This is a genomic window from Bradyrhizobium sp. LTSP885, assembly GCF_000938305.1.
In the GTDB taxonomy this organism is placed as follows: domain Bacteria; phylum Pseudomonadota; class Alphaproteobacteria; order Rhizobiales; family Xanthobacteraceae; genus Bradyrhizobium.
The window spans coordinates 207,250-227,768 of the sequence record NZ_JYMT01000021.1 but is presented as its reverse complement, the minus strand read 5'-3'; the positions used below and the strand labels follow the sequence as shown (position 1 = coordinate 227,768).

Below are 20,519 nucleotides of genomic sequence, written 5' to 3'. Positions count from 1 at the left end.
TCGCGTCACTTCTTCGCAGCCGCCGCGCGCTCGACGAAGGTCTTGCCGCCCTTCATCTTGTGATGCAGCGGCGCTTCGTTGATCTGGATCACGACCGCGTCGGCATCGACGCCGAGGTTCTTGACCAACGCCTGGGTGATGTCGCGCATCATGCCGGCCTTCTGCTCGTCGGTGCGGCCGGCGGCCATGCTCACGGTGATCTCAGGCATCGTTGCTCTCCCTGTTGTCTTCGTCATGGCCGGGCTTGTCCCGGCCATCCACGTCGTTTTTCCATCAAACAAGACGTGGATATCAGGCACAAGGCCGGACATGACGTCACAAGCGAATGGCTATCCCCACTTCACGTCATGCCGTGCCAGCACTTCGCGGACTTTGGCGACGATATCGGCTTCCGCGCAGGAGAACTGTGCAGGACGCGTCTCACGCCATTCCTGATTGGAGGCGATCGCGGCTGCGGCCTTGGCGCCCTCGATCAGGTCCTTGATCTGCACCTCGCCGCGCGCCTTTTCGTCACTGCCCTGGATGATCACGCAAGGCGAATTACGACGGTCGGCATATTTGAGCTGGTTGCCCATGTTCTTGGGGTTGCCGAGATAGAGCTCGGCCCGGATCTTCGCGTTGCGTAGCTGCGCGACCATCTTCTGGTAGTCGGCGATGCGGTCGCGATCGAACACGGTGACGACCACGGGCCCGAAATCGGGGCGCGTGTCGAGCTTGCCGAGCATGGTGAGCGCGGCCTGCAGGCGCGACACACCGATCGAAAAGCCGGTCGCCGGCACCGGCTCGCCACGGAAGCGAGAAACCAGACCGTCATAGCGCCCACCACCGCCGACCGAACCGAAGCGCACGGGGCGACCCTTCTCGTCCTTGGTCTCGAGGAGGAGCTCAACCTCGTAGACGGGGCCGGTGTAGTATTCGAGGCCGCGGACGACGGAGGGATCGATGCGAATGCGATCTTCTCCATAGCCCGCCGCTGCCGCCAGCTTCACGATCTCAACCAGTTCAGATCTTCCCTGATGAAGTAGATCTGTCCCTTCCTTGCTTTGAAAGAAGATACCCGGCGCGTCGATGACTAAAGATTGGCTCTCAATGCCATCAGAACTTTCGTTGAGTTCGATTTTGTATTTTAAAACCTGAAAGACGGTTTCAATTTGAGCATCATTTAGCTGAGCGCCTTTAGTAAAATCGCCGCTCTCATCCTTGCGTCCTTCCCCGAGCAGAAGACGGACTTCCTCGGGCTTGAATTTATCAAGCTTATCGATGGCTCGGAGCACCGTCAGTCTGCGAGATGCGTTCTCTGCCCCGCTAAGACCAATGCGATCCAGCACGCCGTCGAGCACCTTGCGGTTATTGACCTTCACCACATAGGAGCCACGCGGAATCCCGAGCGCTTCCATCGTATCCGCGGCCATCATGCAGATTTCTGCGTCGGCTGCGGTCGAACCGGAGCCGACCGTATCCGCATCGAACTGCATGAATTGCCGGAAGCGGCCGGGGCCCGGCTTCTCATTGCGATAGACATAGCCGTGGCGGTAGCTGCGATACGGGAGCACCAAGCTCTCCGTTCCGTAGTTCTCACCGACGTAGCGCGCCAACGGCGCGGTCAGATCGTAGCGCAACGAGATCCACTGCTCGTCATCGTCCTGGAACGAGAACACGCCCTCGTTGGGACGGTCCTGGTCGGGCAGGAACTTGCCGAGCGCGTCGGTATATTCCATCGCCGGCGTCTCCACCGGCTCGAAGCCGTAGAGCTCGTAGACGGCGCGGATCTTGTCCACCATCTGGCGCGTGGCCGCGATCGCGGCAGGACCACGATCCTCCAGCCCACGCGGCAGGCGTGCCTTCAATTTCTGCGGTTTTTTCGGTTTGTCGGCCATGGGGCGGGTTGGTACCAGCCGAGGCGCGGTGGGGCAACCTTCCTTCTCCCCTTGTGGGAGAAGGTGGCGCCTTGCGGAGCGAGGCGACGGATGAGGGGTTGTCTCCGCAGGAGAGGTCTGTGTTCGTGGAGAGATACCCCTCACCCGCCCTGCGGGCACCCTCTCCCACAAGGGGAGAGGGGAAGAAATGCGCCTCTGTCCACTCACGCCGCCGCCTGCTTGCCCTTTGGCTGCACTTCGACGGTGTAATCCGTCATCAGTTGCTCCGAAATCCTGCCGGGGGTGAACTTCCACCGGGCGATTTCGGACACCGGCGTCACTTCGGCGGCCGTGCCGGTGATGAAGCACTCCGAGAAGCCGTCGAGCTCGTCCGGCATGATGCGGCGCTCGATCACCTCGAGGCCGCGGCGTTTGGCCAGATCGATCACGGTGGCGCGGGTGATGCCGGCGAGGAAGCAGTCCGCGATCGGGGTGTGGATCTTGCCGTCCTTGACGAAGAAGATGTTGGCGCCGGTGCATTCGGCCACCCGGCGCTGCCAGTCCAGCATCATCGCGTCGGCATAGCCCTCGCGCTCCGCTTTGTGCTTGGAGATCGTGCAGATCATGTAGAGGCCCGCCGCCTTCGCCAGGGCCGGGATGGTGGCCGGGTCCGGCCGCCGATACTCGGCAAGGCTCATGCGGATGCCCTTCAGCTTCTCGGCGGGATCGAAATAGCTCGGCCAATTCCAGGCGGCGATTGCCAGATGGATGGTGTTGGTTTGCGCCGCCACCCCCATCATCTCCGAGCCGCGCCAGGCCACCGGGCGGACATAGGCGTCCGGCAAATTGTTCCTGTCGATCACGAGCTGCTTGGCCGCGTCGATCTCGGCGGCCGAATAGGGAATCTCGAAGTCGAGGATGTTGGCCGACCGCTTCAGCCGTTCGGAATGGTCCGTGCTCCTGAAGACCGTGCCGCCATAGGCCCGTTCGCCCTCGAACACGCTGCTTGCGTAGTGCAGGCCATGGGTCAACACATGGACGTTGGCATCCTTCCACGGCACGAGCTTGCCATCGTACCAGATGACGCCGTCGATCTTGTCGAATGAAACTCCCATGGCTTCTCTCCGGGATGGACGCAATTGTCTGCGCCCGCGCCTAGGCGCTGTTGAGACGAAGGGCCCCAGCCGCCCCCTCGAGGGGCGCCTCCCGCAGCTGCCGCCGCTTCGACGAGCTTTTGCGGAGTGCTGAAGTCCAGTATGTTTGCCGAAATGCCGCTCGACATCGCACGGTGGTCCAATTTGCGGCCCAAACCGCCATCACTGGCTCTTTCAGGCCGCCTCCAACGTTGCCAGCGACGAAGCGACTTAATATTTCGTCGTGACTGGCAGTTTTGTAACATTGAACCCAAGATACGTCAATATGACTGACATAAATTTCTCAGGCATGGCTGCCAAGCCCGATTCGCAGGGGAGCGACCATCCGTCCTCTGCGGCCGGCCCAAGCGACCTGCGCTGGGACATCATCGAACTCCTGTTCTTCGCCTACCGGGACTTTGTCGGCGACGCCGATCAGGAGCTGGAAGCTTTCGGCTTCGGCCGCGCCCACCACCGGGTCATCCACTTCGTCACCCGCTACCCCGGGCTGAAGGTCGCCGACCTGCTCGACGTGCTACGCATCACCAAGCAATCGCTCGGGCGCGTGCTCAAACAGCTGCTCGACGAGGGCTATATCGTCCAGAAGACCGGCAACAACGACCGCCGGCAGCGCCTGCTCTACGCGACGCCCAAGGGCGAGGCGCTGGTCGCCAAGCTCGCGGGGTTGCAGACCGACCGCATCAACCGCGCGGTCGCCGGCATCGATGCTGAAGGCGTCGAGACGGTTCGCCAGTTCCTGCGCGCGATGATCGACCGCGACGATCCCGACAAGGTGTTAGAGGCGATCTTCGGCGCAAGAAAGACAAAGGAGTGATCGTGGCCCAGGTTGCAACCATGATGCGCACGCCGGCCCAGCCGGCCGACGACGCACCGCATCTTCTGCTGGTCGACGACGACCGGCGCATCCGCGACCTGCTGTCGCGCTTTCTCTCCGGCGAGGGCTATCGCGTCACGACTGCGATGAGCGCGAGCGACGCCCGCGCCAAGCTCCTCGGCCTGCATTTCGACCTCCTGATCCTCGACGTCATGATGCCCGGCGAGACCGGCTTCGACCTCGCCCGCTTCATCCGCACCTCGTCGTCGGTACCGATCATTATGCTGACCGCGCGGCACGAGGCCGAGGCCCGCATCGAGGGCCTGCAGATCGGCGCCGATGATTACGTCGCCAAGCCGTTCGAACCGCGCGAGCTCGTGCTGCGGATCGGCAATATCCTCAAGCGCACCGCGACGCCACAGGTCGCCGCCGTCGAGCAGATCGCGTTCGGTCCCTACATCTTCCATATTGAGCGCAGCGAGCTGCGCCAGGGCGAGGAGACCGTCCATCTTACCGACCGCGAGCGCGAGATGCTGCGCATCCTCGCGAGCGCCCCCGGCGAGACCGTGCCCCGCACGGCGCTGACCAGCGGCGGCACCGTCAACGAGCGCGCCGTCGACGTCCAGATCAACCGCCTCCGCCGCAAGATCGAGCGCGATCCCGCCAATCCGCTGTTCCTGCAGGCGGTGCGCGGCATCGGCTATCGCCTGGTGGCCTCGCCGTAAAGCATGATCCGGAAAAGTGGAAACCGGTTTTCCGAGAAGATCATGCTCAAACTAAGGAGATGAGATCATGATGCGATTGCTTGCAATCGCATCATGATCTCAAACACAGCCATGAGCACGCTCGATACCGGCCTGACCCTGATCCGCAACGCGTCGCAGCGCGTGTCGAAGGCCAATGGCTGGATGGGCAACGCGTTCAAGAGCTGGATGCCGACCGGCCTCTATGCCCGCGCGCTGCTGATCATGATTGTGCCAATGGTGATCCTGCAGACCGTGGTCGCGTTCGTCTTCATGGAGCGGCACTGGAACACGGTGACGCGACGTCTCTCGGCCTCGGTGGTCCAGGAGATCGCCGGTCTGATCGACGTCTACAAGGGCTTTCCGCAGGACAAGGATCATGCGCAGCTTCGCCGCATCGCACAGCGGCTGCAGCTCGTGGTCGACTTCCTCCCGGCCGGCGACATGCCGCCGCCGGGGCCGAAGCCGTTTTTCTCGCTGCTCGACCAGACGCTCTCGGTGCAGCTCGGTCGGCAGATCAACCGCCCGTTCTGGATCGACACCGTCGGCAACTCCAACCTGGTCGAGATCCGCGTGCAGCTCGACGACTCCGTCATGCGGATCTTCGCCCAGCGCAGCGCGGCCTACGCCTCCAATTCGGAGATCTTCATCTTCTGGATGGTCGGCACCTCATCGATCCTGCTGATCGTCGCGGTGCTGTTCCTGCGCAACCAGATCAAGCCGATCCTGAGGTTGGCCGATGCCGCCGAAAGCTTCGGCAAGGGCCGCGAGGCACCGAATTTCCGGCCGCGCGGCGCGCGTGAGGTGCGGCGCGCGGCGCAGGCGTTCCTGGAGATGAAGGCTCGCATCGAACGCTCGATCGAGCAGCGCACCGCGATGCTCGCCGGCGTGTCGCACGATTTGCGCACCATCCTGACCCGCTTCAAGCTCGAGCTCGTCCTGCTCGGCGAAGGTCCCGAGATCGACGCGATGCGCAAGGACGTCGACGAGATGTCGATGATGCTCGAGGACTATCTCGCCTTTGCGCGCGGCGATTCCGGCGAGATCGCACAGCCGACCGACATGGCGCTGGCGCTGGAGGAATTGCGCTACGACGCCGAGCGTCACGGCCATACCACCACCGTGGCATTCCACGGCCTGCCCGTCGTCACGGTGAAGCCGGCCTCGTTCAAGCGTTGCCTCGCCAATCTCGTGTCGAATGCGGCGCGCCACGCCAACACGATCTCGATCACCGGCAACCGCGATCACCGTTATCTCACCGTGACCGTCGACGACGACGGCCCGGGCATTCCGGCCGACATGCGCGAGGAGGTGTTCAAGCCGTTCCTGCGGCTCGACGATGCCCGCAACCAGGACGAAGGCGGCACCGGGCTCGGCCTTGCCATCGCCCGCGACATCGCCCGCTCGCATGGCGGCGACATCATGCTCGGCGAAAGTCCGATGGGCGGCTTGCGGGCCGCGGTGCGGGTGCCGGTGTAGCGAAGATTTCGTAGCCCGGATGGAGCGAAGCGCAATCCGGGACATTGAACTGGGGGAGCGGCCCCGGATTGCGCTTCGTTCCATCCGGGCTACAGATCGGCGCGCTACTTCTGCTTGGGCAGCAGGTCCTTCAGCTTCTGCATGTCCTTGATGTTCATCTTCATGCCGCCGGGCATGATGATGTCGCCGGGCTTCTGGTCGCTCTTGCAGGTGCCGAGCCACTTCGCCTCGACGGTCGTGGTGGCGTCGCGGGGGCCTGAGGGGCGGCCTTCGGAATGCGACGTGCTCTTGACCGTATAGGCCGAATTGAAGTCGCCGGTGATCTCGGTATGCGACGTCACCGACACGCCCGCCACGCCACAGACGCTATCGCCGACATAGCCGGTCGCGGTCTTCTGGATATCCTGCTTCGAGCAGATCTCCTTCGCCAATGGCGAGGCCGCCGTGCTCATGTCCTTGTCGGTGGTCTCGTCGGTGCAATGCTGCATGGTGATTTCCGGCATCGGCCCGCCGGTCCTGACCATCTTCATTTCCCACAGGCCCGGCTTGCGGATCGGCAGGTCGACCGCACTGGCAGCGCCGACCGACAACACGAGGCAAACGGCCGAACCAAGCAAAGCAAGCTGGCGCGTCATGGCGATTGGCTCCCGGCTGAACGATTGCAGGATTCGAGACCGCTCTCAGTAGAGCGTGCGCAAGGGCCGGCCTGCGGCGCCGTAGGGGACCCAGCGACAGGCAAACGAGATGTAACCGCCCGGATAGGCCTGCACGGCGAGGAATTTCACCACCTTGCCGTAGGAGGCGCAATGGTCGACGGCAAGCTGCCGTGCATCGCTCTGGACCGCCAGCGTATAGGCGATGATCCCGCCGGTATCATTGGCCTTGAACGGTGGCACCGGCTGCAGCCAGTCGGCCCGTGCCGGGGCAACGGCCAGCATCCCGCAAACGGCAACCAGGCACGCAGCCAATTTCCTTCGCATCGCAGACTCCATTTCGCTTGGCACCAACATAGAGTGCGCCGCCGGCCATGGAAAGAACGAGCCACCTCCGAAAGTGGACTTCTCTGCAGGTGTTGCCGCGCTGCACTTGACCTTGCCGGGGCTTCACGGCACCGTCCGCGGCATCTGATCATCGGGCGGATTCCCATGCGCAACCTGTTTACCTCCCCCAAGAAACTCGGCCTTGGTGCCGCGCTCATGTTCGGCCTGCTGGCTTTTGGGGGCACGGCACATGCCGCAAATCCGCTTGAGCTGAACTTCTGGCTGTCCGGTCCGCGCTATGACGGCCGCGTGCCCGACTGCGAGACGGCCTTGCCCACCATCAGCTCGCAGTTCCACGAGAAGGAAGCCACCTTCTGGAATTCGCCGCTGGAGATCACCGGCTACGACCGGATTCACGAGACCGCATTCCGTCCCTGGCAGTCAGACAATATTCCGCGCCGCTATTGTGCCGGCGACGTGATGCTGAGCGACGGCAAGAAGCGCTCCGTACATTATTCGATCATCGAGGATGGCGGCTTCGCCGGCTTCGGCAAGGGCGTCGAATGGTGCGTCACGGGCCTCGACCGCAACTGGGCCTACAACCCTTCCTGCAGGGCCGCGCGACCCTGATCTCCTGCTAGACTGGCGAGCCGTCGTTTGCGCCCTGCCCTCCGAAGCGGGGCAGGCGGCATTTTTGTTCTTGAAATGTTCCGACCTCCTGCTAGGTTCGCCATGGTCAAGTTAGGGAGCGTTTGATGCCTCGGTTGGTCACAATTTCCCGATTTCTGATTTCGCTTGCAGCTTTGGTTCTGGTTTCCGGCGGCTTGGCGTCAGCCCAGGACCAGCGGCAGAACGCGCCGGGCGAGTTCGATTTCTATGTGCTGTCGCTGTCTTGGTCGCCCTCCTTCTGCGAGTCGGCGAGCGAACGCGGCAACAACGGCCGTGGCACGCAGGCACAGTGCGGCGGACGGCCGTTCTCCTTCGTGGTGCACGGCCTGTGGCCGCAATATGAACGTGGCTTCCCGGAATACTGCCAGCGGCCCTCGCCGCGCCTTGCCCGCAACATCATGACCTCGATGCTCGATCTGATGCCGGCGCCCGGGCTGATCTTCAATGAATGGGACAAGCACGGCACCTGCTCCGGCCTCGGCGAGCGCGCCTATTTCGAAGCCATCCGCAAGGCACGCGCCGCGGTGAAGATCCCTGAGGAATTCCTGCAATTGTCGGAGCCGAAGACGATCGCGCCCAACGACCTGGAAGCGGCGTTCATCAAGGCCAATCCGGGGCTCAGCAGCACAGCCATCTCGGTCACCTGCGACCGCAATCGGCTCAGCGAGGTGCGGATCTGCCTCTCCAAGGACCTGCAATTCCGCTCCTGCGAGGAAATCGACCGTCGCGCCTGCCGCCGCGAGGAGGTGGTAATGCCTCCGATGCGCGGCGGATAGGTCTCGCTTCGGCGTTGTCGCGAGGGGCGCGAGCGACGACCGGGTCCGCTGAAGCTCTATGAGCGAAGGCCGACAGTCGCTACGCCGGCAATGACGTGGTAACTGCTAGCTGATGAACTACCGTCACGCCTTTCATGCCGGCAGCTTCGCCGATGTCATCAAACACATCGTGCTGGTGCGCATGCTCAGCTACCTGCAGGAAAAGCAGGCGCCGTTCCGCGTCATCGACACCCATGCCGGCGCCGGGCTCTACGATCTGGCATCGAGCGAAGCGCAGCGCAGCGGCGAATGCCTCACCGGCATCGCCCGTGTGATGCAGGCGCGGCTCTCCGACAAGGCGTTGCCGCTGATCGCGCCCTATCTCGATATCGTCAGAGCGTTCAATCCGAAGGCCGAGTTGAAAGCCTATCCGGGCTCGCCCTTGATCGCGCGGGCGCTGTTGCGACCGCAGGATCGCCTCACTGCCTGCGAGATCGAACAGACCGCGCGCAAGCAACTGATCGACGCGCTGCGGCGCGACACCCAGGCCCGCGTTGTCGATCTCGATGGCTGGACGGCGCTGCCGGCCTTCGTGCCGCCGAACGAGCGGCGCGGTCTGGTGCTGATCGATCCGCCGTTCGAGGCGAAGAATGAGTTCGAGCGGCTGGCCAAGGGTTTTTCGGAAGCGTTCGCAAAATGGCCGACCGGCATGTACCTGATCTGGTATCCCGTAAAAACACGGAGAGCTACCGAGGAACTCGCGCGCAGCGTGGCCGCCACAGCAGCAACGAGTCGGCCGCCTGGCAAATGTTTGCGTTTGGAATTCAGTGTGGCGCCGCAAGAAACCGGCAGCGGCCTCGTTTCCACCGGCCTTTTGATAGTGAATCCGCCGTGGACGCTTGCCAACGAGCTGAAGATCATCCTGCCCGAACTCGAGAAGCCGCTCGGCCAGGGCGGAGCCGCCCGCTTCAGACTCGATACTCCCAAACCCTAATCCGGCGCGCCCACTGAAAAGTTCGATTGAAGCGTAGGCAATCTGCGCGGAACCGTATTATGCTCATCCTGTTACGACTGGCTTTACGTTCCGCTTCCGCGAATGGTTGCGGCGGAGTGACGAGGCCGAAATAAAATCCAGGCAAACCGGCGGCGTGACGCCGGCCTGCTCAGGTGGCCAGGCTCCCGACAAGCGAATGTCGGTCAACCGCTACGCGGCGTGCGCGTAGCGGTGGAGCAATACGGGGGAGGAGTTTCCCGATGGCCATGACTGGGACCGTCAAGTTCTTCAATGGAGAGCGCGGCTACGGCTTCATCAAACCTGATGATGGCGGTCGCGACGTGTTCGTTCACATCACCGCCGTCGAGCGGGCAGGATTGAAGGACTTGACTGAAGGACAACGCATTACATTCGAGGTCGAACCGGACAAGAAGGGCAAGGGCCCCAAGGCGGTCAACCTGGTGATTTCTTCGTGAGTGCGCGCGTGATCCGGACAAGTGGAAGCCGGGTTTCCGACTGGATCATGCGCGAATGTAGAACCTGAGGCTGCGTCGCGGTTGCTTGCGATCGCGTCATGACCCCGGGCTCACGGCGAAAGCGGAATGAAGCGTTTCGTGTAAGCTGCCTGCCGAGCGCTTGACGCGTGCTCGCTGCGTGATCGCCTGCACGATGTGGTCGCCAACTGGCTGATTCCGCAGAGTCGCAATGTGCGGCCGATCGAACAATCGCTCCAAGCCGTCAGCACAAAAAGAAACCCGGCCGCGCGAGGCGCAGCCGGGAGTTGGTGGTCGAAATTTTCTTGTTCTCAGAAGTGATAGTTGACGCCGGCGCGGACCAGGCCGAAGCTGTAGCCGTTCGCCGCACCACCGGTGAGCGCGAAGTTGCTGTTGGCGAGATCGACGTAGAGATATTCGATCTTGGCGCTCCAGTTCGGGGCAAAGCCCATTTCGGCGCCGACGCCGACGGTCCAGCCCGCATTGGTGTGCGACTCCGACACGCCGAAGGTCTCGCCGCGCAGTTCGCCGAAGGCCAGACCGCCGGTCCCGTAGAACAGCACGTTGTTGAAGGCATAACCGACGCGGCCGCGCAGGGTGCCGAACCAGGGATTGGAGAACTTCCAGGGCGCGAACGTATCGTCCGCGGCCGAGGCCTGGATATCGGCCTCGATGCCGAACACCCAGGGGGTGCCGTTCTGGAAGTTGTAGCCGGCCTGGACGCCGCCGGCGAAACCGGAGGGCTTGGTCGGATTGTTGGCGACCGATCCCCAGCCGTAGCCGATATTGCCGCCAAGATAGGGGCCGGCCCAGCTATAGGCATTGAGCGGCTGGGGGACGGTGTAGGGCGATCCGTAATTGAGGTCGGCGGCCGCCGCCGAGGTCGTCCAGACTGCCGCGATCAGTGCCAGCGCACGCAAAACCAACCGGGTCATCGGTACTCTCCACCACGCAACTGCCGTGACCAGCCGGCTCGCGGCCGGCGTGGTTACGGATTTCCACTTTATTTCGCTAAGGTTTATCGAGAGTTTTAAGTTAAAGGGCTGTTAAGGCCGGTTACCGCCCCGCTCATCAGTCTTAACAATGTGTTACCTGTCCTCCCCGGCGGCTGCGTGGAGCCGGAAACCGCCTGCAATCGCCCTCTTCCCAGCGTCGCCGACGCTGGCGACCGCCGCGTCCAGCGCTTAATTTACAGCCATGGTTCACGATTCTCCCGAGCGTCCGACGCCGCCCCCGCGACCGGCCCGGCGCGGTTCAAAATCCGATCTGCCGCAAGACGACCTGACGCTCGACACGGGCGACGTCGATCCCGCAAGCTCCGTCACCGACGAGGATGACGAGGCGCGCCTGCCCGATGCGACGGAGGACGCAGCCGAGGCGATCGCCGAAGGGCGGCTGGCAAGCGGGCACGCCACGATCGAGAACGCGGTCCGCCTCGCGCCGACGTCGCCCGGCGTTTACCGCATGCTCAACGCCGCCAACGACGTGCTCTATGTCGGCAAGGCGAAGAACGTCCGCAAACGGCTGTCGTCCTATGCGCGGGCGAACGCCCCCTTGCCGGCGCGCATCCTGCGCATGATCGCGGCGACCACGCATGTCGAGATCATCTCGACCACGACCGAGACCGAGGCGCTGCTGCTCGAGGCCAATCTGATCAAGCAGCTGCGCCCGCGCTTCAACGTGCAGCTGCGCGACGACAAGTCGTTTCCCTATATCCTGATATCAGGCGATCATTGGGCGCCGCAGATCCTCAAGCATCGCGGCGCGCAGTCGCGGCCTGGACGCTATTTCGGTCCGTTCGCCAACGCGGGCGCGGTCAACCGCACCATCACGGCGCTGCAACGCGCATTCCTGATCCGCTCATGCACCGACGGCTTCTTCGAGAGCCGGACGCGGCCCTGCCTGCTCTACCAGATCCGGCGCTGCGCCGGTCCCTGCACGCGCGAGATCGATTTCCCCGGCTACACTGAGCTGGTGCGCGAGGCGACCGAATTCCTGTCGGGCCGCAGCCACGCCGTGAAGCAATTGCTCGCCACCGAGATGGAGAAAGCGTCGGGCGAACTGGAGTTCGAGACCGCGGCGCTCTACCGCGACCGTCTCGCGGCGCTGTCGGCGATCCAGTCACAGCAGGGCATCAATCCGCGCACGGTCGAAGAGGCCGACGTGTTCGCAATCCACCAGGACGGCGGCTATTCCTGCGTCGAAGTGTTCTTCTTCCGCACCGGCCAGAACTGGGGCAACCGCGCCTATTTCCCGAAGGCGGAGAAGACCTTCACACCCGAGGAGGTCCTGGCCTCGTTCCTCGCGCAATTCTACGATGACAAGCCGCCGCCGAAACTGATCCTGCTGTCGCACGAGATCGAGGAGAGCACGCTGCTCGCCGACGCGCTTTCGGTCAAGGCCGGGTACAAGGTCGAAGTCTCGGTGCCGAAGCGCGGCGAGAAGAAGGAGCTGGTCGGCCACGCGCTCACCAATGCGCGCGAGGCGCTCGGCCGCAAGCTCGCCGATACCGCGACCCAGAGCCGGCTGCTGCAGGCCATGGTCAGCACGCTCGGCCTGCCGCACACGCCAAAGCGCGTCGAGGTATACGACAACAGCCACATCCAGGGCACCAACGCGGTCGGTGCGATGATCGTTGCCGGGGCCGACGGGTTCATGAAGAACCAGTACCGCAAGTTCAACATCAAGTCCGAGGGGCTGACGCCCGGCGACGATTACGGGATGATGCGCGAGATGCTGGAACGGCGTTTCAAGCGCCTGTTGAAGCCGCCCGAGGGCGACGCCGCCAAGGACGGTGCCGAAGACAACGTAAAGCCCAAGGCAAACGACAAGCCGGATGACGATTCGTTCCCGCAATGGCCCGACCTCGTGATCATCGACGGCGGCCGCGGCCAGCTCAACGCCGTCAGGGATATTTTCCAGACCCTCGGGCTGACCCAGGTCTCGCTGATGGCCGTCGCCAAGGGACCGGACCGCGACGCCGGCCGCGAAACCCTGTTCATGCCGGATCGCGAGGCCATCAAACTCGAGCCGCGAGACCCGGTGCTCTATTTCATCCAGCGGCTGCGCGACGAGGCCCACCGCTTCGTCATCGGCTCGCACCGCAAGCTGCGCAAAAAGGACATAAGGGAGGCCGGCTTGCAGGAGATTCCGGGCATCGGCCCGTCGCGCAAACGTGCATTGCTGCATCATTTCGGAACGCTCAAGGAGATCGAGCGGGCCTCGATCGCCGACCTCGGCAAGGTTCCCGGCGTCAGCGCCGAGAGTGCCCGCAAGATTTTCGAGTTTTTCCACGCCCAGCCGGGTTAAAGGGAAAATCGAGTCATCAGGGCGTTGCCTGCGACGGGCCTTCTTGGGTACGCATAGTTGACCTTCTCGCCTCAGCGGTATTGGTAAGACGGATGAACATCGCCACGACCCGGGGACAGGGCAAGACCCTGTCCCTCCCGAATATCCTGACCTACGCCCGGATCGCCGCCATCCCGGTGGTGATCGGCTGTGTTTACTGGCAGTCGATCCTCGACGGCCCGTTGTGGCTGCGCTGGGTGGCACTGGCCGTGTTCATCGCGGCCGGGGTGACCGATTACCTCGACGGCTACTACGCGCGGATTTGGGACCAGCAATCCGCCTTCGGCCGGATGCTCGACCCGATCGCCGACAAGCTTCTGGTCGCATCCTGCCTTTTGATGCTGGCTGCCGACAACTCAATCCACGGCTGGACGCTGTGGGCCGCGATCGTGATCCTGTGCCGCGAGATCCTGGTCTCGGGCTTGCGCGAATATCTCGCGGGCTTAAGGGTCAGCGTTCCCGTTACCAAGCTGGCGAAATGGAAGACCACGATCCAGCTGGTGGCGATCGGCTTCCTGATCGCGGGCGAAGCCGGCGAGCAGATTTTTTCGCCGACCACCATGATCGGCATCGTGCTGTTGTGGATGTCGGCGATCTTCACGATCTACACCGGCTGGGACTATTTCCGCGCCGGCATCCATCACCTCATCAAGGAGGATGAGGGATGAAGGTGAAGTATTTCGCCTGGGTCCGCGAGCGGATCGGCAAGGCCGAGGAGACCGTCGAGCCGCCGGCCGAGGTGCGCACCGTCGGCGACCTGATCGGCTGGCTCGCCGCGCGCGGCGAGACGTATGCCTACGCCTTCGAAAAACCCAAGGTGATCCGCGCCGCGATCGACCAGACCCATGTCAAACCGGACGCGGCGATCTTGGGCGCCCGCGAGATCGCATTTTTTCCGCCGATGACCGGCGGCTGAATCCTTAGCATGACCGTTGCTGCGACCATTCGTATCCAGGACGCCGACTTCGATGTCGCGCGGGAAATCGCTGACCTGAGCAAGGGCCGCATCGACATCGGTGCCGTCGTCAGCTTCAGCGGAATCTGCCGCGGCAGCGAACAAGGCGAACCGATCGCGGCGCTGACGCTCGAACATTACCCGGGCATGGCGGAAGCCGAGATCCAGCGCCACGCCGACGAGGCGCTGTCGCGCTGGCCACTGCAGGGCCTCACCGTGATCCATCGCGTCGGGCGCATCGAGCCGGGCGAGAACATCGTGCTGGTCGTGACCGCGTCAGCGCACCGGCAAGCCGCGTTCGAGGCCGCCGAATTCCTGATGGACTATCTGAAGACCAGCGCGCCGTTCTGGAAGCGCGAGGAAAGCGCGCGCGGCCCGAGCTGGATCGAGGCGCGCGGCCATGACGACGCGGCTGCCGCGCGCTGGACCAAATCCTGATGGCCAAGCTCTTGGAGGCCAAGCGCAGCAAACTGCCAATGAAGCGCAGCCCTGCCGTGCCGAAGGTTCCAAAGGTCGCACCCGGCGAACTCCGGACCCTGTTTGATTATTTGCGCTACGCGGTCAGCCGCTTCAACGCCGCAAAACTCGTGTTCGCGCACGGCACCACCGATCCGGTGGCGGAGGCCGCCTTCCTGGTCAGCGAGACGCTGCATCTGCATCCCGACCAGTTCGAGAGCTTTGCGACCGCACGGGTGACCGTGGCCGAGGGCAACCAGATCCTCGATCTGATCGAACGCCGCATCGCGACGCGAAAGCCGGCCGCGTATCTCGTCAACAAGGTCTATATGCGCGGCCTGCCGTTCTATGTCGACGAGCGCACCATCGTGCCGCGCTCCTTCATCGGCGAGTTGCTGGATTCGCATTTCGGCGGCGACGAAGATAGCACCTCGCTGATCGGCGATCCCGCCGAGGTCGAACGCGTGCTCGACCTCTGCACCGGCTCCGGCTGCCTTGCGATCCTGGCCAGTCGGAATTTCCCCTACGCCGCGGTCGATGCGGTGGACATTTCAAAAGACGCGCTCGCGGTCGCCGCGCGCAACGTCGCCGACCACGGCCTCGAGGATCGCCTGACACTGCATCGCGGCGACCTGTTCAAGCCGCTCGGCGGCACGCGTTACGACCTCATCATCTCCAACCCGCCCTATGTCGACGCCGAGGGCATGGCGGCGCTGCCGCGCGAGTGCCGCGCCGAGCCGAAGCTCGCCTTCGATGGCGGTGCCGACGGGCTCGATATCGTCCGCCGCATCATCGATCAAGCCGGGCAACATCTGACCCCGCAGGGCGGATTGCTCTGCGAGATCGGCCGCGGCCGCGACCATCTCGAGGCCGCCTATCCGAACCTGCCGCTGCTCTGGCTCGACACCGAGGCGTCCGAGGGCGAGGTGTTCTGGATCGCTGCCGCGGATCTCTGATCCGGCGCCGTCTGGGCCCAGCCCGGACTAGTACGGGCCGGACTCGAGACGAGACGAAAATCGTGTGCAGTTCCAGCCGGTTCCAAAGAACGCTGGCCCGTCGAATCAACATTGATGCTAAGCTTGTGCGGCCTGGAGGGCATAGCGCGCGACATGATTCGCATTTCGACGATTTTCATCGCCATCTGCATGGTGCTGGTCGCAGCCTCGCTCGGCTTCGTCCTGTATTCGGTGGCGGGCATCAGCGGATCGGAATCGGCGATCGTGGCGCTCACCGCCCTCACCTTCCTGATCCTCTACAACGCGGTCTCGATGCGGCTGCGCGACCGCAGCGACGTCGGCGGCCAGATCGCGGATCTGTCGCGCGGCACCGCCGACCTCGCCCGTCAGGTCGCCGAATTCGGCCGCCGGCTGGCTGCCGTCGAGGGCCGCGTGACGTCGGCCAATTCCACTGGCGCCGACCGGATGCAGGCGATGGCCGGCGAGATCAATGAGCTTGGCGTGCTGGTGAAGCAGCTCGCAGCCTCCGTGGCCAGCCAGGAAGACCAGCTCGCGGCAAATCCGGCCCCCGCATTGCCGCGGGACGACCTGCTGCAGGCGGCCGCGCCGATCCCGACCGTCACTGCGGCACCTCAGCCGGTGCCGGTCGCCGCGGTCGCACGCAACGGGAGCCAGCTCCTCGGCGCGGTGAAGAGCGCTATCGAGGACAACCGTCTCGACATCTACCTGCAGCCGATGGTGACGCTGCCGCAGCGCAAGGTGCGCTACTACGAGGCGGTGACGCGGTTGCGCGACGAGCGCGACCAGATCCTTGCCGCCGACGACTTCATCGGCGTCGCCGAGGCCGGCGGCTTGATCGGCCGCATCGACCACATGGTGATGCTGCGCTGTATCCAGGTGCTGCGCCGCCTGATGGTGCGCAACAAGGACGTCGGCGTGTTCTGCAATGTCTCGGCAGCGACGCTCGCAAGCCCGGTCAATTTCACCCAATGCCTCGACTTCCTCGAAGCCAACCGCGCGCTGGCGCCCTCCTTCGTGCTCGAGTTCAAGCAGGCGACGTTCCGCAATCTTGGGCCAACCGAGAGCGACAATCTCGCCGCGCTGTCGCAGCGCGGTTACCGCTTCTCGATCGACCATGTCAGCGACCTTCGTATCGAGCCGCGCGAGCTCGCCGACCGCGGCGTCCGCTTCATCAAGGTGCCCGCGTCGCTTTTGCTTGATCCCAGGCAGAGTGCCGCCACGGACATCCACCCGTCAGACCTCTCCGACCTGCTCGGCCGCTACGGCATCGACCTGATCGCGGAAAAGATCGAGGGCGAGCGCGCCGTGGTCGACCTGCTCGACTACGATGTCCGGTTCGGCCAGGGCTTCCTGTTCGCGCCGCCGCGGCCGTTGCGGCCGGAGGGGGCATCTGCTACCGCCGAGGTTCCCCAGACCAAGCCGCAGGACCTCAATGGCGCCAGCAATTCAGCCCCTGTCTCCAGCTCCGCAATGGAACAGCCGCCGCGCACAACCGGCAATGCCGCACTGGCACGCCGCGCCGTCGGTCCGAGCTAACGGGCGTTTCCGGTCATGACCTCGCTTCGATTCGCGGATCGGCTGCGTGACCTCGTCGGCGGCGTCGACGTCGTGCTGTCGGACATCTGGGGCGTCGTGCACAACGGGCTGGAATCCTTTCCGGAGGCCTGCGAGGCGCTGCACACATTCCGTCAGCAGGGCGGCACCGTCATCCTGATCACCAATGCGCCGCGGCCGGCCGATTCCGTGCAGAGGCAGCTCCGCAAGCTCGGCGTCGCCGACGAGACCTATGACGCCATCGTCTCGTCGGGCGACCTGACCCGTCATTTCGTGGCCGATCATCCCGGCCAGAAAATCTTCTGGGTCGGCCCGGAGCGCGACAGCTCGATCCATCGCGGCCTCGATGCGACGATGGTGCCGCTGGAGCAGGCGGACTACATCATCTGCACCGGCCTGTTCGACGACGAGACCGAATCCGCCGAAGACTATCGCGACATGCTGATGAAGGCGCTCGCGCGCAAGCTTCCGCTGGTCTGCGCCAACCCGGACATCGTGGTCGAGCGCGGCGACCGGCTGATCTATTGCGCCGGCGCGATCGCCGAACTCTATCGCGAGCTCGGCGGCGAGGTGATCTTCTACGGCAAGCCGCACCGGCCGATCTATGAGCGCGCCATGGCGCTGGCCACCGAACGCCGCGGCCGACCGGCCGAGCTGAGCCGCGTGCTGGCGATCGGCGATTCCGTGCGCACCGATCTCGCCGGCGCCCATGGCTTCGGCATCGACCTCCTGTTCATCACACGGGGTATCCATTCCGAGGAATTCGAGGGCATCGACCAGCTCGACCCGGCCTCGGTGAAGGAATTGTTCGGCCACCCACCCCGCGCGCTGATGCGCGAGTTGAAGTGGTAGCGACAAGCGACGCTGCGCCCCGTAACTCGACCGTCGCAGGGGCGCGCGACCAAAATATCGAAAACAACCCCATGCAAAGTAGCCGGCGGCGGCCGACGCCCGACCAGGCAACTTGACACGTCGGGCAACTCAGGGATATATTCCAATATTCCGAAATTGTGCGCACATCCCCTCGCCGCACCCCAAAGACGTGGATGCCCGGGACAAGCCCGGGCATGACGAACATTGATGCTTGCAAGTAGCGGGCGCGTTACGCCGTCGCCATGTCCGGGAAGACCGCCTCGATCTTGGTCTTCAGCGTCGCCGCGTTGAACGGCTTGACGATGTAGTTGTTCACGCCGGCCTTCTTGGCCGCGATCACGTTCTCGGTCTTGGATTCCGCCGTGATCATGATGAAGGGCGTGGTGGCGAGATTGGGATCGGCGCGGACTTCCTTGAGCAGGTCGTAGCCGGTCATCGGCTCCATATTCCAGTCGGAAATCACCAGGCCATACTTCTTGACGCGCATCTTGTTCAGCGCCGCCGAGCCGTCGGAGGCGTCGTCGATGTTCTCGAAGCCAAGCTGCTTGAGAAGATTCCGGATGATGCGGATCATGGTGCTGTAGTCATCAACCACCAGAACCGACATGGACAAATCAACCGCCATCTTCTTCCCCCACACGACGCTAACGCAATTACGCTTCTGCGCGACCCGCAGCTCTCCGCCAAGGACTAGCAGCAGGCGTTAAACAGCGCGTTAACCGGCGGGAACCGGATTGTTACGGATTTGACGCGATTTTGGCCTGCTTGACTTCCAAGCCGTCGACACGTCACCGTCCGGCCGCAACAATCATGCTTAAGAATCCTTGAAGAACCCCTGACATGAGCACTGGTTTTACCGTTATCCGCGACAACACCCCAGCGAGTGCGATCCCGAAAGGCGCCGTGGTCGCGATGGGCAATTTCGACGGCGTCCATCTTGGCCACCGCGCCGTGATCGGCGCAGCCCTGGCGATGGGCAACGCGCGTGGCAGGCCCGCGCTGGCAGTCACCTTCGAGCCGCATCCACGCAGCTTCTTCAGCCCGAACAGCCCGCAATTCCGTCTCACGGACGAGAGCAACAAGCTGCGGCTTCTCGCAGCCACCGGGCTCGCCGGCGCGGTGGTGATGACCTTCGACAAGGCGCGTGCCGGGACCACGGCGCAGGATTTCATTCATCATGATCTGATCGGCCGGCTCGGCATCAGCGGGATCGCGGTCGGCTACGACTTCCATTTCGGCAAGGGCCGGGTCGGCTCGCCAAGCCTCCTCGTCAGCGAAGCGCCGCGGCTCGGCATCGAGGTCGACGTGCAGGCCCATGTCGACATTGAGGAGCGACCGGTATCCTCCAGCGCCATCCGCATGGCGCTCGCCGAAGGCCAGATCGCCGATGCCACCACCATGCTGGGTGGGCCGTGGTTCGCGACCGGCGAGGTGATCCACGGCGAGAAGCGCGGCCGCGATCTCGGCTATCCCACCGCCAATATGCGGCTCGACAAGACTTGCGGGCTGAAGCACGGCATCTATGCGGTGCGGGTCGGTCTCGGCCAGGGAAGTGACCAAATGCGGTTCGACGGCGTCGCGAGCTTCGGCCGCCGCCCGACCTTCGACAACGGCGCGCCGCTGCTCGAGGTGTTCCTGTTCGATTTCAAGGGCGACCTCTACGGCAAGGTCCTCGACGTCGCCTTCATCAGCTTCATTCGCGACGAGCTGAAATTCGACGCCATCGAAGCGTTGATACGCCAGATGGATGACGACAGCGCCACCGCGCGCGCGGCCCTGGCTGCGGCGCCGGACGCGTTCCCGAAGCTCGGAGTGATTGGTTGAACAAGACCGAAAAGCAGAAGATGCTCGCGGGCGAACTCTATCGCCCGGATGCCGAGCTCGCCGCCGACCACACGGCGGCAGAACAATGGATGGCGCGCTACAACATATCGGGGGCATCTGCGGCAAGCGAATTGCACGCGCTGCTCGGCGAACGCTTCCGCCGGGTCGGCAAGGATGCCGTGATACGGCCGCCGTTCTTCTGCGATTACGGCAGCAATATCAGCCTCGGCGACGGCGTTTTCCTCAACTTCAATTGCGTGATCCTCGACGTCGTCGAGGTCACGATCGGCGATCGCACCCAGATCGGACCCGCCGTGCAGATCTATACCGCCGACCATCCCCGTGACGCCGAAACCCGGCGCGCCGGGCTGGAATTCGGCCGTCCGATCCGGATCGGCAGCGACGTCTGGATCGGCGGCGGTGCCATCATCCTGCCCGGCGTCAGCATTGGTGACGGCGCACTGATCGGCGCCGGCAGCGTGGTCACGCGGGACGTCGCGTCAGGTGCGACCGTAACGGGAAATCCGGCCCGGCCACGCCCAGGTTAACGGGTGCCGCGGGGGCGGCCTGCGGGCAGCCCGGAGGGCTTTGCGA

22 protein-coding genes and 1 pseudogene are annotated in these 20,519 nt (G+C 64.0%); 16 read left to right on the top strand and 7 right to left on the bottom strand.

Features of this window, described 5'->3' with window-relative positions:
• Window positions 1-5: 5 nt before the first annotated feature.
• The 3 genes and pseudogenes from UP09_RS14995 to UP09_RS14985 form a co-directional block, all read right to left on the bottom strand.
• A complete protein-coding gene (locus UP09_RS14995; protein ID WP_044538952.1) occupies window positions 6-209 on the bottom strand; it encodes a tautomerase family protein in 204 nt (67 codons plus the stop codon).
• Between the two features lie 120 nt (window positions 210-329).
• Window positions 330-1,973 (bottom strand): annotated as a pseudogene (gene hisS, locus UP09_RS14990) (histidine--tRNA ligase); the annotation flags it as partial.
• A 107-nt stretch (window positions 1,974-2,080) separates the two neighbouring features.
• Window positions 2,081-2,971, bottom strand: coding sequence for a branched-chain amino acid aminotransferase (locus tag UP09_RS14985; protein WP_044538950.1), 891 nt, complete (start codon window positions 2,969-2,971; stop codon window positions 2,081-2,083).
• A gap of 304 nt (window positions 2,972-3,275) precedes the next feature.
• Between UP09_RS14985 and UP09_RS14980 the strand changes: the two genes are divergently transcribed.
• The 3 genes from UP09_RS14980 to UP09_RS14970 all read left to right on the top strand — a co-directional run bounded on the left by UP09_RS14980 (window position 3,276) and on the right by UP09_RS14970 (window position 6,046).
• Window positions 3,276-3,824 (top strand): MarR family winged helix-turn-helix transcriptional regulator, encoded by a 549-nt coding sequence (locus UP09_RS14980; RefSeq protein WP_044538949.1) that lies wholly within the window; start codon window positions 3,276-3,278, stop codon window positions 3,822-3,824.
• 20 nt (window positions 3,825-3,844) lie between these two features.
• A complete protein-coding gene (locus UP09_RS14975) occupies window positions 3,845-4,549 on the top strand; it encodes a response regulator (RefSeq protein WP_044539189.1) in 705 nt (234 codons plus the stop codon).
• Window positions 4,550-4,660: 111 nt separating this feature from the next.
• The gene (locus tag UP09_RS14970; protein ID WP_044539188.1) at window positions 4,661-6,046 is read left to right on the top strand and encodes an ATP-binding protein; all 1,386 of its coding nucleotides are present in this window, start codon (window positions 4,661-4,663) and stop codon (window positions 6,044-6,046) included.
• A 104-nt stretch (window positions 6,047-6,150) separates the two neighbouring features.
• Here the strand turns inward: UP09_RS14970 and UP09_RS14965 are convergent, their stop codons facing one another.
• Together UP09_RS14965 and UP09_RS14960 are read right to left on the bottom strand one after the other, a co-directional pair.
• Window positions 6,151-6,681 carry a DUF3617 domain-containing protein gene (locus tag UP09_RS14965; protein ID WP_044538948.1) on the bottom strand — a complete coding sequence of 177 codons (531 nt, stop codon included), beginning with the start codon at window positions 6,679-6,681 and terminating at the stop codon, window positions 6,151-6,153.
• Between the two features lie 45 nt (window positions 6,682-6,726).
• Window positions 6,727-7,026: a hypothetical protein gene (locus UP09_RS14960; protein WP_044539187.1), complete on the bottom strand. Its 300-nt coding sequence runs from the start codon at window positions 7,024-7,026 to the stop codon at window positions 6,727-6,729.
• Between the two features lie 216 nt (window positions 7,027-7,242).
• Here UP09_RS14960 and UP09_RS14955 point away from each other — a divergent pair, with 216 nt between their 5' ends.
• The 4 genes from UP09_RS14955 to UP09_RS14940 all read left to right on the top strand — a co-directional run bounded on the left by UP09_RS14955 (window position 7,243) and on the right by UP09_RS14940 (window position 9,920).
• Complete coding sequence (locus UP09_RS14955; protein ID WP_044539186.1) at window positions 7,243-7,656, top strand: hypothetical protein; 414 nt, start codon at window positions 7,243-7,245, stop codon at window positions 7,654-7,656.
• Between the two features lie 125 nt (window positions 7,657-7,781).
• Window positions 7,782-8,471, top strand: a complete 690-nt coding sequence (locus UP09_RS14950) for a ribonuclease T2 family protein (protein ID WP_044538947.1) — start codon at window positions 7,782-7,784, stop codon at window positions 8,469-8,471.
• Between the two features lie 112 nt (window positions 8,472-8,583).
• Complete coding sequence (locus UP09_RS14945) at window positions 8,584-9,444, top strand: 23S rRNA (adenine(2030)-N(6))-methyltransferase RlmJ (RefSeq protein WP_044538946.1); 861 nt, start codon at window positions 8,584-8,586, stop codon at window positions 9,442-9,444.
• Between the two features lie 260 nt (window positions 9,445-9,704).
• Window positions 9,705-9,920, top strand: a complete 216-nt coding sequence (locus UP09_RS14940; protein WP_028350729.1) for a cold-shock protein — start codon at window positions 9,705-9,707, stop codon at window positions 9,918-9,920.
• A gap of 329 nt (window positions 9,921-10,249) precedes the next feature.
• Here the strand turns inward: UP09_RS14940 and UP09_RS14935 are convergent, their stop codons facing one another.
• Entirely contained in the window at window positions 10,250-10,873 is a 624-nt protein-coding gene (locus tag UP09_RS14935) for an outer membrane protein (protein ID WP_044538945.1), read from the bottom strand.
• A gap of 262 nt (window positions 10,874-11,135) precedes the next feature.
• Here UP09_RS14935 and uvrC point away from each other — a divergent pair, with 262 nt between their 5' ends.
• The 7 genes from uvrC (at window position 11,136) to UP09_RS14900 (ending at window position 18,080) form a co-directional block, all read left to right on the top strand.
• Window positions 11,136-13,247 (top strand): excinuclease ABC subunit UvrC, encoded by a 2,112-nt coding sequence (uvrC, locus tag UP09_RS14930; RefSeq protein ID WP_044538944.1) that lies wholly within the window; start codon window positions 11,136-11,138, stop codon window positions 13,245-13,247.
• 92 nt (window positions 13,248-13,339) lie between these two features.
• The gene (pgsA, locus tag UP09_RS14925) at window positions 13,340-13,954 is read left to right on the top strand and encodes a CDP-diacylglycerol--glycerol-3-phosphate 3-phosphatidyltransferase (RefSeq protein WP_044538943.1); all 615 of its coding nucleotides are present in this window, start codon (window positions 13,340-13,342) and stop codon (window positions 13,952-13,954) included.
• Window positions 13,951-14,202 carry a molybdopterin converting factor subunit 1 gene (moaD, locus tag UP09_RS14920; protein ID WP_044538941.1) on the top strand — a complete coding sequence of 84 codons (252 nt, stop codon included), beginning with the start codon at window positions 13,951-13,953 and terminating at the stop codon, window positions 14,200-14,202. Before pgsA ends, moaD begins: the two co-directional genes overlap by 4 nt.
• 9 nt (window positions 14,203-14,211) lie before the next feature.
• Window positions 14,212-14,679 (top strand): molybdenum cofactor biosynthesis protein MoaE, encoded by a 468-nt coding sequence (locus tag UP09_RS14915; protein WP_044538940.1) that lies wholly within the window; start codon window positions 14,212-14,214, stop codon window positions 14,677-14,679.
• Window positions 14,679-15,653 carry a 50S ribosomal protein L3 N(5)-glutamine methyltransferase gene (prmB, locus tag UP09_RS14910; RefSeq protein ID WP_044538939.1) on the top strand — a complete coding sequence of 325 codons (975 nt, stop codon included), beginning with the start codon at window positions 14,679-14,681 and terminating at the stop codon, window positions 15,651-15,653. The genes UP09_RS14915 and prmB overlap by 1 nt, the downstream gene beginning before the upstream one ends.
• 153 nt (window positions 15,654-15,806) lie before the next feature.
• Window positions 15,807-17,210 carry an EAL domain-containing protein gene (locus UP09_RS14905; RefSeq protein WP_044539185.1) on the top strand — a complete coding sequence of 468 codons (1,404 nt, stop codon included), beginning with the start codon at window positions 15,807-15,809 and terminating at the stop codon, window positions 17,208-17,210.
• A gap of 15 nt (window positions 17,211-17,225) precedes the next feature.
• The gene (locus UP09_RS14900) at window positions 17,226-18,080 is read left to right on the top strand and encodes a TIGR01459 family HAD-type hydrolase (RefSeq protein WP_044538938.1); all 855 of its coding nucleotides are present in this window, start codon (window positions 17,226-17,228) and stop codon (window positions 18,078-18,080) included.
• Window positions 18,081-18,330: 250 nt separating this feature from the next.
• Here the strand turns inward: UP09_RS14900 and UP09_RS14895 are convergent, their stop codons facing one another.
• Window positions 18,331-18,726 carry a response regulator gene (locus UP09_RS14895; protein ID WP_044538937.1) on the bottom strand — a complete coding sequence of 132 codons (396 nt, stop codon included), beginning with the start codon at window positions 18,724-18,726 and terminating at the stop codon, window positions 18,331-18,333.
• 215 nt (window positions 18,727-18,941) lie between these two features.
• Between UP09_RS14895 and UP09_RS14890 the strand changes: the two genes are divergently transcribed.
• Both UP09_RS14890 and UP09_RS14885 read left to right on the top strand, forming a co-directional pair.
• Window positions 18,942-19,925 (top strand): bifunctional riboflavin kinase/FAD synthetase, encoded by a 984-nt coding sequence (locus UP09_RS14890; protein ID WP_044538936.1) that lies wholly within the window; start codon window positions 18,942-18,944, stop codon window positions 19,923-19,925.
• Entirely contained in the window at window positions 19,922-20,473 is a 552-nt protein-coding gene (locus UP09_RS14885) for a sugar O-acetyltransferase (RefSeq protein WP_044538935.1), read from the top strand. Before UP09_RS14890 ends, UP09_RS14885 begins: the two co-directional genes overlap by 4 nt.
• Window positions 20,474-20,519: the final 46 nt, after the last annotated feature.